This window comes from Streptomyces sp. SudanB182_2057, from assembly GCF_964272715.1.
Classification (GTDB): Bacteria; Actinomycetota; Actinomycetes; order Streptomycetales; family Streptomycetaceae; genus Streptomyces; species Streptomyces rubradiris.
The window spans coordinates 6,854,917-6,868,753 of the sequence record NZ_OZ186798.1 but is presented as its reverse complement, the minus strand read 5'-3'; the positions used below and the strand labels follow the sequence as shown (position 1 = coordinate 6,868,753).

Sequence of the window (13,837 nt, the reverse complement as noted above, 5' to 3'; positions counted from 1 at the left end):
TCACGCCCGGAACACGTGCCGGCGGATCGCCGCCGCGTTGGAGAAGATCCGGATGCCCAGGACGACCACCACCCCCGTGGACAGCTGCGCGCCGACACCCAACTTGTCCCCGAGGAACACGATGAGGGCGGCGACGACCACGTTCGACAGGAACGACACCACGAAGACCTTGTCGTCGAAGATGCCGTCCAGCATGGCCCGCAGACCGCCGAAGACGGCGTCCAGCGCGGCGACGACGGCGATCGGCAGATACGGCTCGACGACGGCCGGAACCTCGGGCCGGACCAACAGGCCGGCCACGACTCCCACGACGAGGCCCAGTACGGCGATCACGATGTGCCCTTCCCGGTCTTCTCGAACATCGGCTGTGCTGTACGTACGATCACACTGGGAGCGGCGGGCAACCGGACCTCGCCCTCCGTCGAAATGGTGGCGCGGATGCCGTAGTTCTCCTCCAGGGCGTGCAGATACAGGCCGTCGGCGCTGTTCTGGAACCTGGTGCTCAACCTCTGCCCGTCCCCCACCGCCAGCACCGTGTACGGCGGCACCAGCGGCCTGTTGTCGACCAGTATCGCGTCTCCCGCGGCCCTGATCGCGGACAGGGCGGTCAGCCGCTGCCCGTTGACGGAGACCGCCTCGGCCCCGGACGCCCACAGTCCGTTGACCACGCGCTGCATGTCCCGGTCCCGGATCCGGCCGGTGTCGGAGAAGCCCGACGTCTCCCGGGGGTTGGAGCCGTCCCCGCCGCCGGCGGCCTCCTTGGCGTCGTTCACGACGAGTTCGACGCCGGGGCCGCGCACCGCGGTGGCGCCCGACAGCAGGCCCACCAGGTCCGCCTCGGCGCTGCCGCCGCTCGACCTCAGGGCCGCCCGCCGGCGCGCGTCGACGTCGTCGCGCAGCTTGTCGACGGTGCTCTCCAGCCGGTCCGCGTCCGCGGTCTCGCTGTCGACGCGGTCGATCAGTTCCTGGCGCTCCTTGGCCACCACGGGCGCCGACACCCGCGCCTGGGCCGCCCCCACGGTCACCACCAGTGCCGCGAGGACCAGTCCCCCGGCCAGGCCCAGCTTGGCCCGCAGGGTCTTGGGCAGACCGCCCTCGCCCGCGGACTTCCGCCGGGCGGCGGCCTCGGCGTAACCGTCGTCGAGGCTGTGGTCCATGACGTTGGTGATCAACGACATGGAGGCGTCCGGGCGCTGCGGCCGCGCGGGGCTGCTCCGAACGGGGGGTTGCTGCGGCATGCCGCACATCGTCGCATGTCGCGAGCGGTACCTCCGAACGGCCCCACCGGCGTGCCGGACAGGCCCCCTTGGGGGACACTTGTCCGGCACGCGCGCGTGCGGGGGGTCTACGCGGTCCCGAGCCGTCCGGAAGCGCCCGGGGACGCCGTGCCGATGTCCCCGGGCGCGTGCGCGATCACCGGCCGGCGCTGTCCACGACCTCCGCCCACTCGTCCAGCAGGGCCTGCGCGGAGGCGTCGTCGGGGCCCTCCGCCCACAGATGGGTGACCGCCTCGGCCGGGTCGGGCAGCACCATCACCCAGCGTCCGTCGGTCTCCACCACCCGCACCCCGTCGGTCGTGTCGACGGAGCGGTCCCCGGCGGCCTCGACCACGCGCCGCATCACCAGGCCCTTGACGGCCCACGGCGTCGCCAGATCCCGCTTGAGGACGTGCGCCCGCGGGATGCGGGCGTCGATCTGGCTCAGGGTGAGCTGCGTGCGCGCCACCAGCCCGATGAGCCGTACGAAGGCCGCCGTGCCGTCGTACACGCCGCTGAACTCGGGGACGATGAACCCGCCCTTGCCGTCGCCGCCGAAGATGGTGCCCTCCTCGCGCCCGACGCGCGTGAGGTCGTCCGGCGACGTGGTGGTCCACTCGACCTGGGTGCCGTGGTAGGCGGCCACCTGCTCGGCGATCCGGGTCGTGGTGACCGGCAGGGCCACCCGCCCGCTGCGCCGCTCGGCGGCCACCAGGTCCAGCATCACCAGCAGGGCCCGGTCGTCCTCGATGATCCGGCCCTTCTCGTCCACGAGCGACAGCCGCTCGCCGACGGGGTCGAACCGCACACCGAACGCGGCCCCCGAGGACGCCACTATCTCGCCGAGCCGCACCAGCCCCTTGCGCCGCATCTCGGCCGTCTCCGTGGGCCGGGTCTCGTCCAGACCGGGGTTGATGGTCAGCGAGTCCACTCCGAGCTTGCCGAGCAGGCTGGGCAGCACCAGCCCGGCACTGCCGTTGGAGGCGTCCACGACGACCTTGAGCCCCGACTCGGCTATCCCGGTCGTGTCGACGTTGCGCAGCAGCGACCCGGTGTACGAGTCGAAGACGCTCGCCGGGAAGTGCAGGTCGCCGATCTCGCCCGGGAACGCCCGCCGGTACTCCTGGCGCGCGAACACGCGGTCGAGCTTGCGCTGGCCGCCCTGGGAGAGGTCTCCGCCCTGGCCGTCGAAGAACATGATGTCGACGGAGTCCGGGACACCGGGCGAGGTCCGGATCATGATGCCGCCGGCGCTGCCCCGCGCGGTCTGCTGCCGGGCCACGGGCAGCGGTACGTTCTCCAGGTCGCGTACGTCGATGGCGCTGGCCTGGAGCGCGGAGATCACCGCGCGCTTGAGGGCCCGGGCACCGCGGGAGTGGTCGCGGGCCGTGGTGACCGTCGAGCCCTTCTTCAGGGTCGTCGCATAGGCACCGGCGAGCCGTACCGCCAGCTCCGGTGTGATCTCCACGTTCAGGATGCCGGAGACACCGCGGGCGCCGAACAGATGCGCCTGACCGCGTGACTCCCAGATCACCGAGGTGTTGACGAAGGCGCCGGCCTCGATGGTCTTGAACGGGTACACCCGGACGTTGCCCTGGACGATCGACTCCTCGCCGATCAGGCATTCGTCACCGATGACCGCGCCGTCCTCGATCCGGGCGGCCCGCATGATGTCGGTGTTCTTGCCGACGACACAGCCGCGCAGATTGCTGTGCTGGCCCACGTAGACGTTGTCGTGGACGACGGCCTTGTGCAGGAAGGCGCCGCTCTTGACGACGACGTTGGAGCCGACGACGGTGTGCTCGCGGATCTCCGCGCCGGCCTCGACCTTCGCGTAGTCGCCGATGTACAGCGGTCCGCGCAGTACGGCGTCGGGGTGCACGTCGGCGCCCTCGGCCACCCACACGCCGGGCGAGATCTCGAAGCCGTCGATGTCGACGTCGACCTTGCCCTCGAGGACGTCGGCCTGGGCCTTCACATAGCTCTCGTGCGTGCCGACGTCCTCCCAGTAGCCCTCGGCGACATAGCCGTAGATCGGCTTGCCTTCCTTCATGAGCTGCGGGAAGACGTCACCGGACCAGTCGACGGGTACGTCGGGGTCGACGTAGTTGAAGACCTCGGGCTCCATGACGTAGATGCCCGTGTTGACGGTGTCGGAGAAGACCTGTCCCCAGGTCGGCTTCTCCAGGAAGCGCTCGACCTTGCCTTCCTCGTCGACGATGGTGATGCCGAACTCCAGCGGATTGGGCACGCGGGTCAGACAGACCGTGACGAGCGCGCCCTTCTCCTTGTGGAAGTTGATCAGTTCGGTGAGGTCGAAGTCGGTCAGGGCATCGCCGGAAATGACCAGGAAGGCATCGTCCTTCAACGCCTCCTCGGCGTTCTTGACGCTTCCGGCGGTACCGAGTGGCTTCTCCTCATTGGCATAGGTGAGCTCCATCCCGAGCTCTTCGCCGTCACCGAAGTAGTTCTTCACGAGCGATGCCAGGAACTGCACGGTGACGACGGTCTCGGTGAGCCCGTGCCTTTTGAGCAGCCGTAGCACATGCTCCATGATCGGGCGGTTGGCCACGGGCAGGAGCGGCTTGGGCATGCTAGAGGTCATGGGGCGCAGGCGTGTGCCTTCGCCCCCGGCCATCACGACGGCCTTCATGTCGGAAGCGTCCTCCTCCAAGAGACGACGGTCTAGCCGACTTCACCCGTCCAGATTGTCCCGCACTTTTACACCGCGGGCCATCGAGGCGTTATGTCTGGACAATCAGCCGAGCTCAATCGGCCATGGTGTCCGCTCGAACCAATCGGCGGACCTGTACCACGTAGAGCACTCCTGCCCACCAATACAGGGTTGTACCCCATCCGGCGAACGCCCATCCGAAAATAGCGGCGAGTGACGAGATCCAACCACTTCCGTCACTGAGGAGCAGGAGCGGGAAGGCGTACATCAAGTTGAACGTGGCGGCCTTCCCGAGGAAGTTCACCTGGGGCGGCGGATACCCGTGCCGGCGGAGGATGCCCACCATGACCAGCAGGACCAGTTCACGCGCGAGCAAGAGCGCGGTCAGCCAGATCGGCAGGATCTCCCGCCAGGTGAGCCCCAGGAGCGTGGAAAGCACGTACAGGCGGTCGGCGGCGGGGTCGAGGAGCCGGCCGAGGCTGCTGATCTGATTCCAGCGCCGGGCGAGCTTTCCGTCGAGATAGTCGCTGACCCCGCTGAATGCCAGCACGAGGAGGGCCCAGCCATCGCTCTTGGGGCCGCCGAACTCCGGCCTGAGGATCAACCACAGGAACAGGGGTACGCCGACGAGCCGTGCCATGCTGAGGATGTTGGGGATGGTGAGGACCCGGTCTGTTTGGACACGGGTCTCCTGGACCTCCACCCGGGGGCCTCCTGTGCGAAACGAGCCAATGATGCTCACTGACTTTACCTCAACGCAAAAAAGCTCCGGCTCCTGGGCAGTGCCCAGGAGCCGGAGCTTCAAAAGGAGTTCGGCGGCGTCCTACTCTCCCACAGGGTCCCCCCTGCAGTACCATCGGCGCTGTGAGGCTTAGCTTCCGGGTTCGGAATGTAACCGGGCGTTTCCCTCACGCTATGACCACCGAAACACTATGAAACTGTCGAACAATGCCGCACCGCATATGGCCATACGGGGCCGTTCGTGGTTTCAGAACCAACACAGTGGACGCGAGCAACTGAGGACAAGCCCTCGGCCTATTAGTACCGGTCACCTCCACACGTTACCGTGCTTCCAGATCCGGCCTATCAACCCAGTCGTCTACTGGGAGCCTTACCCCATCAAGTGGGTGGGAGTCCTCATCTCGAAGCAGGCTTCCCGCTTAGATGCTTTCAGCGGTTATCCCTCCCGAACGTAGCCAACCAGCCATGCCCTTGGCAGAACAACTGGCACACCAGAGGTTCGTCCGTCCCGGTCCTCTCGTACTAGGGACAGCCCTTCTCAAGACTCCTACGCGCACAGCGGATAGGGACCGAACTGTCTCACGACGTTCTAAACCCAGCTCGCGTACCGCTTTAATGGGCGAACAGCCCAACCCTTGGGACCGACTCCAGCCCCAGGATGCGACGAGCCGACATCGAGGTGCCAAACCATCCCGTCGATATGGACTCTTGGGGAAGATCAGCCTGTTATCCCCGGGGTACCTTTTATCCGTTGAGCGACGGCGCTTCCACAAGCCACCGCCGGATCACTAGTCCCGACTTTCGTCCCTGCTCGACCCGTCGGTCTCACAGTCAAGCTCCCTTGTGCACTTACACTCAACACCTGATTGCCAACCAGGCTGAGGGAACCTTTGGGCGCCTCCGTTACCCTTTAGGAGGCAACCGCCCCAGTTAAACTACCCATCAGACACTGTCCCTGATCCGGATCACGGACCCAGGTTAGACATCCAGCACGACCAGACTGGTATTTCAACGACGACTCCACCCACACTGGCGTGCGAGCTTCACAGTCTCCCAGCTATCCTACACAAGCCGAACCGAACACCAATATCAAACTGTAGTAAAGGTCCCGGGGTCTTTCCGTCCTGCTGCGCGAAACGAGCATCTTTACTCGTAGTGCAATTTCACCGGGCCTATGGTTGAGACAGTCGAGAAGTCGTTACGCCATTCGTGCAGGTCGGAACTTACCCGACAAGGAATTTCGCTACCTTAGGATGGTTATAGTTACCACCGCCGTTTACTGGCGCTTAAGTTCTCAGCTTCGCCCACCCGAAAGTGAGCTAACCGGTCCCCTTAACGTTCCAGCACCGGGCAGGCGTCAGTCCGTATACATCGCCTTACGGCTTCGCACGGACCTGTGTTTTTAGTAAACAGTCGCTTCTCGCTGGTCTCTGCGGCCACCCCCAGCTCGAACAGCAAGTGTTCTCACCAGGTGTGGCCCCCCTTCTCCCGAAGTTACGGGGGCATTTTGCCGAGTTCCTTAACCATAGTTCACCCGAACGCCTCGGTATTCTCTACCTGACCACCTGAGTCGGTTTAGGGTACGGGCCGCCATGAAACTCGCTAGAGGCTTTTCTCGACAGCATAGGATCATCCACTTCACCACAATCGGCTCGGCATCAGGTCTCAGCCGTATGCAAGGCGGATTTACCTACCTTGCGGCCTACACCCTTACCCCGGGACAACCACCGCCCGGGATGGACTACCTTCCTGCGTCACCCCATCACTCACCTACTACCAACTTGGGTCAGCGGCTCCACCACTTTCCATTCCCCGAAGGGTCCGGAACGGCTTCACGGCCTTAGCATCACTGGATTCGATGTTTGACGCTTCACAGCGGGTACCGGAATATCAACCGGTTATCCATCGACTACGCCTGTCGGCCTCGCCTTAGGTCCCGACTTACCCTGGGCAGATCAGCTTGACCCAGGAACCCTTAGTCAATCGGCGCAAACGTTTCTCACGTTTGTATCGCTACTCATGCCTGCATTCTCACTCGTCAACCGTCCACGACTACCTTCCAGTGCCGCTTCACCCGGCAGACGACGCTCCCCTACCCATCACAGCGGGCGTTGGCCCTCATGCTGCAATGACACGACTTCGGCGGTACGCTTGAGCCCCGCTACATTGTCGGCGCGGAATCACTAGACCAGTGAGCTATTACGCACTCTTTCAAGGGTGGCTGCTTCTAAGCCAACCTCCTGGTTGTCTCTGCGACTCCACATCCTTTCCCACTTAGCGTACGCTTAGGGGCCTTAGTCGATGCTCTGGGCTGTTTCCCTCTCGACCATGGAGCTTATCCCCCACAGTCTCACTGCCGCGCTCTCACTTACCGGCATTCGGAGTTTGGCTAAGGTCAGTAACCCGGTAGGGCCCATCGCCTATCCAGTGCTCTACCTCCGGCAAGAAACACACGACGCTGCACCTAAATGCATTTCGGGGAGAACCAGCTATCACGGAGTTTGATTGGCCTTTCACCCCTAACCACAGGTCATCCCCCAGGTTTTCAACCCTGGTGGGTTCGGTCCTCCACGAAGTCTTACCTCCGCTTCAACCTGCCCATGGCTAGATCACTCCGCTTCGGGTCTTGAGCGTGCTACTGAATCGCCCTATTCGGACTCGCTTTCGCTACGGCTTCCCCACCCGGGTTAACCTCGCAACACACCGCAAACTCGCAGGCTCATTCTTCAAAAGGCACGCAGTCACGAGAACAAGGCAAGCCTCGTTCCGACGCTCCCACGGCTTGTAGGCACACGGTTTCAGGTACTATTTCACTCCGCTCCCGCGGTACTTTTCACCATTCCCTCACGGTACTATCCGCTATCGGTCACCAGGGAATATTTAGGCTTAGCGGGTGGTCCCGCCAGATTCACACGGGATTTCTCGGGCCCCGTGCTACTTGGGTGTCTCTCAAACGAGCCGCTGACGTTTCGACTACGGGGGTCTTACCCTCTACGCCGGACCTTTCGCATGTCCTTCGCCTACATCAACGGTTTCTGACTCGTCCCACGGCCGGCAGACCGTAGAAGAGAGATCCCACAACCCCCACGACGCAACCCCTGCCGGGTCTCACACGTCGTAGGTTTGGCCTCATCCGGTTTCGCTCGCCACTACTCCCGGAATCACGGTTGTTTTCTCTTCCTGCGGGTACTGAGATGTTTCACTTCCCCGCGTTCCCTCCACTTGCCCTATGTGTTCAGGCAAGGGTGACAGCCCATGACGACTGCCGGGTTTCCCCATTCGGAAACCCCCGGATCAAAGCCTGGTTGACGACTCCCCGGGGACTATCGCGGCCTCCCACGTCCTTCATCGGTTCCTGGTGCCAAGGCATCCACCGTGCGCCCTTAAAAACTTGGCCACAGATGCTCGCGTCCACTGTGCAGTTCTCAAACAACGACCAGCCACCCATCACCCCCGGACGAATCCGGAGTGCACTGGGGCCGGCAACTGAGGAAAGTTCATTCCCTCAGACACCCAACAGCGTGCCCGACACCCTCGCCACCCGGCCGTTCCGTTCCACGCCGAAGCAGTACTAGGAAGACCAGAAGGTCAAGTGTGCCGAGTAGTCAACGTTCCACCCATGAGCAACCAGCATCAGACATTCGCTGATGTACTGGCCTCTGAACCAGGCAAGCCCGGCTTAGAAGTGCTCCTTAGAAAGGAGGTGATCCAGCCGCACCTTCCGGTACGGCTACCTTGTTACGACTTCGTCCCAATCGCCAGTCCCACCTTCGACAGCTCCCTCCCACAAGGGGTTGGGCCACCGGCTTCGGGTGTTACCGACTTTCGTGACGTGACGGGCGGTGTGTACAAGGCCCGGGAACGTATTCACCGCAGCAATGCTGATCTGCGATTACTAGCGACTCCGACTTCATGGGGTCGAGTTGCAGACCCCAATCCGAACTGAGACCGGCTTTTTGAGATTCGCTCCACCTCACGGTATCGCAGCTCTTTGTACCGGCCATTGTAGCACGTGTGCAGCCCAAGACATAAGGGGCATGATGACTTGACGTCGTCCCCACCTTCCTCCGAGTTGACCCCGGCGGTCTCCCGTGAGTCCCCAGCACCACAAGGGCCTGCTGGCAACACGGGACAAGGGTTGCGCTCGTTGCGGGACTTAACCCAACATCTCACGACACGAGCTGACGACAGCCATGCACCACCTGTACACCGACCACAAGGGGGGCACTATTTCTAATGCTTTCCGGTGTATGTCAAGCCTTGGTAAGGTTCTTCGCGTTGCGTCGAATTAAGCCACATGCTCCGCCGCTTGTGCGGGCCCCCGTCAATTCCTTTGAGTTTTAGCCTTGCGGCCGTACTCCCCAGGCGGGGCACTTAATGCGTTAGCTGCGGCACGGACAACGTGGAATGTTGCCCACACCTAGTGCCCACCGTTTACGGCGTGGACTACCAGGGTATCTAATCCTGTTCGCTCCCCACGCTTTCGCTCCTCAGCGTCAGTATCGGCCCAGAGATCCGCCTTCGCCACCGGTGTTCCTCCTGATATCTGCGCATTTCACCGCTACACCAGGAATTCCGATCTCCCCTACCGAACTCTAGCCTGCCCGTATCGACTGCAGACCCGGGGTTAAGCCCCGGGCTTTCACAACCGACGTGACAAGCCGCCTACGAGCTCTTTACGCCCAATAATTCCGGACAACGCTTGCGCCCTACGTATTACCGCGGCTGCTGGCACGTAGTTAGCCGGCGCTTCTTCTGCAGGTACCGTCACTTTCGCTTCTTCCCTGCTGAAAGAGGTTTACAACCCGAAGGCCGTCATCCCTCACGCGGCGTCGCTGCATCAGGCTTTCGCCCATTGTGCAATATTCCCCACTGCTGCCTCCCGTAGGAGTCTGGGCCGTGTCTCAGTCCCAGTGTGGCCGGTCGCCCTCTCAGGCCGGCTACCCGTCGTCGCCTTGGTGAGCCGTTACCTCACCAACAAGCTGATAGGCCGCGGGCTCATCCTGCACCGCCGGAGCTTTCCAGAATCACCGATGCCGATGAAACTCGTATCCGGTATTAGACCCCGTTTCCAGGGCTTGTCCCAGAGTGCAGGGCAGATTGCCCACGTGTTACTCACCCGTTCGCCACTAATCCCCTCCCGAAGGAGGTTCATCGTTCGACTTGCATGTGTTAAGCACGCCGCCAGCGTTCGTCCTGAGCCAGGATCAAACTCTCCGTGAATGTTTTCCCGTAATCGGGATGAACACATCACGAGAGCGGTGCGAGAGGAGGAATAGTCCTCTCGCACACAGCGTCCTCGCTGTGTTTTTTCAAAGGAACCTCGTCCCAGCGGATGCTGGAGACGGGGTATCAACATATCTGGCGTTGACTTTTGGCACGCTGTTGAGTTCTCAAGGAACGGTCGCTTCCTTTGTACTCACCCTCTCGGGCTTTCCTCCGGGCGCTTCCCTTCGGTGTTTCAAACTCTACCAGGCTTTTTCCGTCTCTCTGACCACCCTCCTGCGAGCACGCAGAAGAAGATCCAGAGATCAGGATCTGATGAGTTTGGTTGCCGCCAGGGGCTGGGCACTGTTTCGTGCCTCTCTGCCCCGAGCAGGGTTACGACTGTACACGCGGCCTTGAAGGCCATGCAAATCGCCTTGGTTGGTGGTCTAGACCACTAGCTGGTAGCTTCTATCCGGAACCGCCAGTTCATTTGACATACGCTGCTGCTCAGTGCGCCGTCCGGGACAGGCTGTGACGGCCCGCGAGCAGCTCCACTCCTTGGGAGGCTTCCCATGACCACCGTGACGTCCCCTCTCGCTGGACGGGCCATCGGACTGGCCGCAGTGCCGGACCCGGTCTTCTCCGGGGCCATGGTCGGCCCGGGTACCGCGATCGATCCCGTGCGCGAGGCCTCCGAGGCGGTGGCGCCCGTGGACGGTGTCATCGTCTCCCTGCACCCGCACGCGTTCGTCGTCGTCGACGAGAGCGGCCACGGGGTGCTCACCCACCTCGGCATCGACACGGTGCAGCTCAACGGCGAGGGCTTCGAGCTGCTCGTCAACAAGGGGGACAAGGTCACCCGCGGTCAGGCCGTCGTCCGCTGGAACCCGGCCGCCGTCGAGGCCGCCGGCAAGTCCCCGGTGTGCCCGGTCGTCGCCCTGGAAGCCACTGCCGAGTCCCTCTCCGAGCTGCGTGACAGTGGTGACGTGAAGACCGGCGACAGCCTCTTCTCCTGGAACTGACGGCCGGGCCGTCCCAGGGCGGCGCACAGGACAACCACCGCGGCGGGACCCGCCGCACTACCGGAGACGGGTGAGATGGAGACAACGCTGCGAGGCGTCGGCGTGAGCCATGGCGTGGCGATCGGCGAGGTTCGGCACATGGGCACGGCGGTGCTGGAGCCGCCGGCCAAGCAGATCCCCGCCGAGGACGCCGAGCGGGAGCAGGGGCGCGCCCGGCAGGCCGTGGACGCCGTGGCCGCCGACCTGATGGCGCGCGGCAATCTGGCGGGCGGCGAGGCCCAGGCCGTGCTCGAAGCGCAGGCCATGATGGCCCAGGACCCCGAGCTGATGGCGGACGTGGACCGGCGGATCGCCGTCGGCAGCACCGCGGAGCGCGCGGTCTACGACGCGTTCGCGGCGTACCGGGAGCTGCTGGCCGGTGCCGGTGAGTACCTCGCGGGGCGCGTGGCCGACCTGGACGACGTGCGGAACCGTATCGTCGCGCGGCTGCTGGGCGTGCCGATGCCGGGTGTCCCGGACAGCGACCAGCCCTACGTACTCGTGGCCCGGGACCTGGCTCCGGCCGACACCGCGCTGCTGGACCCCTCCCTCGTGCTCGGTTTCGTGACCGAGGAGGGCGGTCCGACCAGCCACAGCGCGATCCTGGCGCGGGCGCTGGGGGTGCCGGCCGTCGTGGCGCTGCCGGGTGCCGGTGAGCTGGCCGAGGGCACGGTCGTCGCCGTGGACGGCAGCACGGGCGATGTCTTCGTCGGCCCCAGCGAGGAGAAGAAGGCGCAGCTCGCGGCCGCGGCTGCCGAGCGCAAGGCGGCGCTGGCCGCCTCGACGGGTCCCGGTGTGACCGCGGACGGGCACAAGGTGCCGCTGCTGGCCAACGTGGGCGGGCCGGCGGATGTGGCGGCGGCGGTCGAGGCGGGTGCCGAGGGCGTCGGTCTGTTCCGTACCGAGTTCCTGTTCCTGGACGACAGCAAGAAGGCTCCTTCCGAGGAGAAGCAGGTGGAGGCCTACCGGCAGGTGCTGGAGGCGTTCCCCGAGGGTCGTGTGGTCGTACGGGTGCTGGACGCGGGCGCGGACAAGCCGCTGGACTTCCTGACGCCGGCGGACGAGCCGAACCCGGCGCTGGGTGTGCGGGGTCTGCGGACGCTGCTCGACCACCCGGAGGTGCTGCGTACCCAGCTGACGGCGCTGGCGAAGGCCGCCGAGGGGCTGCCGGTCCACCTCGAGGTGATGGCGCCCATGGTGGCGGACCGCCGGGACGCCAAGGCGTTCGCGGACGCCTGCCGGGAGGCGGGGCTGCAGGCCAAGTTCGGTGCGATGGTGGAGATCCCGTCGGCCGCGCTGCGGGCGCGTTCGATCCTGCGGGAGGTCGAGTTCCTGTCGCTGGGCACCAACGACCTCGCGCAGTACACGTTCGCGGCGGACCGGCAGGTGGGTGCGGTGTCGCGGCTGCAGGACCCGTGGCAGCCGGCGCTGCTCGACCTGGTGGCGCTGTCGGCCGAGGCGGCGCGGGCCGAGGGCAAGAGCTGCGGGGTGTGCGGTGAGGCCGCGTCCGACCCGCTGCTGGCCTGTGTGCTGACCGGTCTGGGGGTCACCTCCCTGTCCATGGGGGCGGCGTCGATTCCGTATGTCCGCGCCACGCTGGCGAAGTACACGCTGGCGCAGTGCGAGCGGGCCGCGGCGGCGGCGCGTGCGGCGGACAGCGCCGAGGAGGCGCGCGCCGCGGCCCAGGCGGTGCTGTCCGGCGAGTAGCCGACCGGTGCCGTGAGCCGTGCCGGTGCCTTCGGGTGCCGTCGGTCAGGGGCGTCCTGCCTTCGGGCGGGGCGCCCCTGTCGTGTGTTGTGGCGGTGGCCGGTGTGTCAGTGGCGGTGGGCCGCGGCCGTGCCGTCGTCTCCGAGGTCGGGGGGTGCGCCGTAGTCGACGCCGGACTCGGGTGGGATGAGGTCGCCGGATTCGACGTCGGTGCAGTAGGCGTCGAAGACTTCCGAGGCCGTCAGGGGTTCGAGGGTGCCGCCGCGCAGTCGCCAGCCGTAGACGCGGTCGGCGGTGCCGGCGGTGCTGGTGCGGATGACGAGTCCGCCGGGGCTGCGGGTGGCCAGTCCGAGGGCGAGGACGCTGGTGAACTCCAGGGCCTCCGCCTCGTCCAGGCGGGTCGCGCCGGTGTCGTCCTGGTCGCCGTGCAGGACGGAGACGAGGGTGTCCGGTGGTCCGGAGACGGTGCAGACGAGGTGCCTCTCCCCGGGCGGGGCGGTGTCGAGGATGCGGACCACGAGTTCGGAGGCGCGGGTGAAGGCGGCGCGGCCGATGTCCTCGCCGCAGGTCGGGCAGGGGCCCAGGCGGGTGAGGAGGGTGGTGGCGTATTCCCAGGTGGCCTGGCGTACGGCTTCGTCCACGAGCTGGGGCAGGAGGTCGGTGAGCGGGCGGCCGTCGTAGGGGATGGTGGGGCCGGTAGCCGCGAGCCGGGCGGTGAAGCGGCTGCGGCTGGCCGGGGCGTCCGGGTCGAGTCCGGTGTCCGCGCAGTACGCGGCGTAGTCCTCCGGGTCGAACAGGGCGAGTGTGGTGTGGCTGCCCTGTTCGGCGCGGGTCTTCAGGACCGTCTCCAGTTGCCGGAGGTAGGTCGTGTGGTCGTCGAAGGTGAAGGTGCGGTAGCGCCGCATGGCGCGGAAGTCGTGGTCGTCGGTGAGGACGCCGATGGTGCCGGCGATCTCGCGGCGCAGGACGCGTCGCAGGGTCTGGTGGTCGGTGTGCGCCATGATTCCCCCAATGCGCGGTCGATCAATGCTCACTCACCGTAACGGTCGGCACTGACAACGGCGGTCCGCCGGTGCTCGCGGGCCGGGGTGTGGGGGGTGTCTTCGCTGGTCATGGCTGGTGTGGGTGGAGCGGGTCCCGGACGTCGCGGTGGGGTTCGGCGGGTCCGAAACCTGTGCGAGGGGCGAGGT

7 protein-coding genes and 3 rRNA genes are annotated in these 13,837 nt (G+C 65.3%); 2 read left to right on the top strand and 8 right to left on the bottom strand.

Going from position 1 to position 13,837, the window contains the following annotated elements; translation table 11 throughout:
* The 7 genes from ACSURM_RS30515 to ACSURM_RS30485 form a co-directional block, all read right to left on the bottom strand.
* Window positions 1–333, bottom strand: a complete 333-nt coding sequence (locus ACSURM_RS30515) for a small basic family protein (protein WP_003988855.1) — start codon at window positions 331–333, stop codon at window positions 1–3.
* Window positions 330–1,238, bottom strand: coding sequence for a DUF881 domain-containing protein (locus tag ACSURM_RS30510; protein WP_436958986.1), 909 nt, complete (start codon window positions 1,236–1,238; stop codon window positions 330–332). Before ACSURM_RS30510 ends, ACSURM_RS30515 begins: the two co-directional genes overlap by 4 nt.
* Before the next feature lie 175 nt (window positions 1,239–1,413).
* On the bottom strand, window positions 1,414–3,909 hold the full coding sequence (locus tag ACSURM_RS30505) for a sugar phosphate nucleotidyltransferase (protein WP_436958985.1): 2,496 nt from the start codon (window positions 3,907–3,909) through the stop codon (window positions 1,414–1,416).
* 115 nt (window positions 3,910–4,024) lie between these two features.
* Window positions 4,025–4,633: a CDP-alcohol phosphatidyltransferase family protein gene (locus ACSURM_RS30500; RefSeq protein ID WP_030603418.1), complete on the bottom strand. Its 609-nt coding sequence runs from the start codon at window positions 4,631–4,633 to the stop codon at window positions 4,025–4,027.
* A gap of 107 nt (window positions 4,634–4,740) precedes the next feature.
* Window positions 4,741–4,857: ribosomal RNA gene (gene rrf, locus ACSURM_RS30495) — 5S ribosomal RNA — on the bottom strand.
* A gap of 91 nt (window positions 4,858–4,948) precedes the next feature.
* A 23S ribosomal RNA gene (locus ACSURM_RS30490) occupies window positions 4,949–8,068 on the bottom strand.
* A gap of 299 nt (window positions 8,069–8,367) precedes the next feature.
* Window positions 8,368–9,894 (bottom strand): 16S ribosomal RNA (locus tag ACSURM_RS30485).
* The 16S, 23S and 5S rRNA genes sit together here, the layout of an rRNA operon.
* 557 nt (window positions 9,895–10,451) lie before the next feature.
* Here ACSURM_RS30485 and ACSURM_RS30480 point away from each other — a divergent pair.
* The gene (locus tag ACSURM_RS30480) at window positions 10,452–10,901 is read left to right on the top strand and encodes a PTS sugar transporter subunit IIA (protein ID WP_189996376.1); all 450 of its coding nucleotides are present in this window, start codon (window positions 10,452–10,454) and stop codon (window positions 10,899–10,901) included.
* A 75-nt stretch (window positions 10,902–10,976) separates the two neighbouring features.
* Window positions 10,977–12,647 carry a phosphoenolpyruvate--protein phosphotransferase gene (ptsP, locus tag ACSURM_RS30475; protein ID WP_436958984.1) on the top strand — a complete coding sequence of 557 codons (1,671 nt, stop codon included), beginning with the start codon at window positions 10,977–10,979 and terminating at the stop codon, window positions 12,645–12,647.
* A gap of 107 nt (window positions 12,648–12,754) precedes the next feature.
* Here the strand turns inward: ptsP and ACSURM_RS30470 are convergent, their stop codons facing one another.
* Window positions 12,755–13,648 (bottom strand): hypothetical protein, encoded by an 894-nt coding sequence (locus ACSURM_RS30470; protein ID WP_436958983.1) that lies wholly within the window; start codon window positions 13,646–13,648, stop codon window positions 12,755–12,757.
* Window positions 13,649–13,837 lie beyond the last annotated feature (189 nt).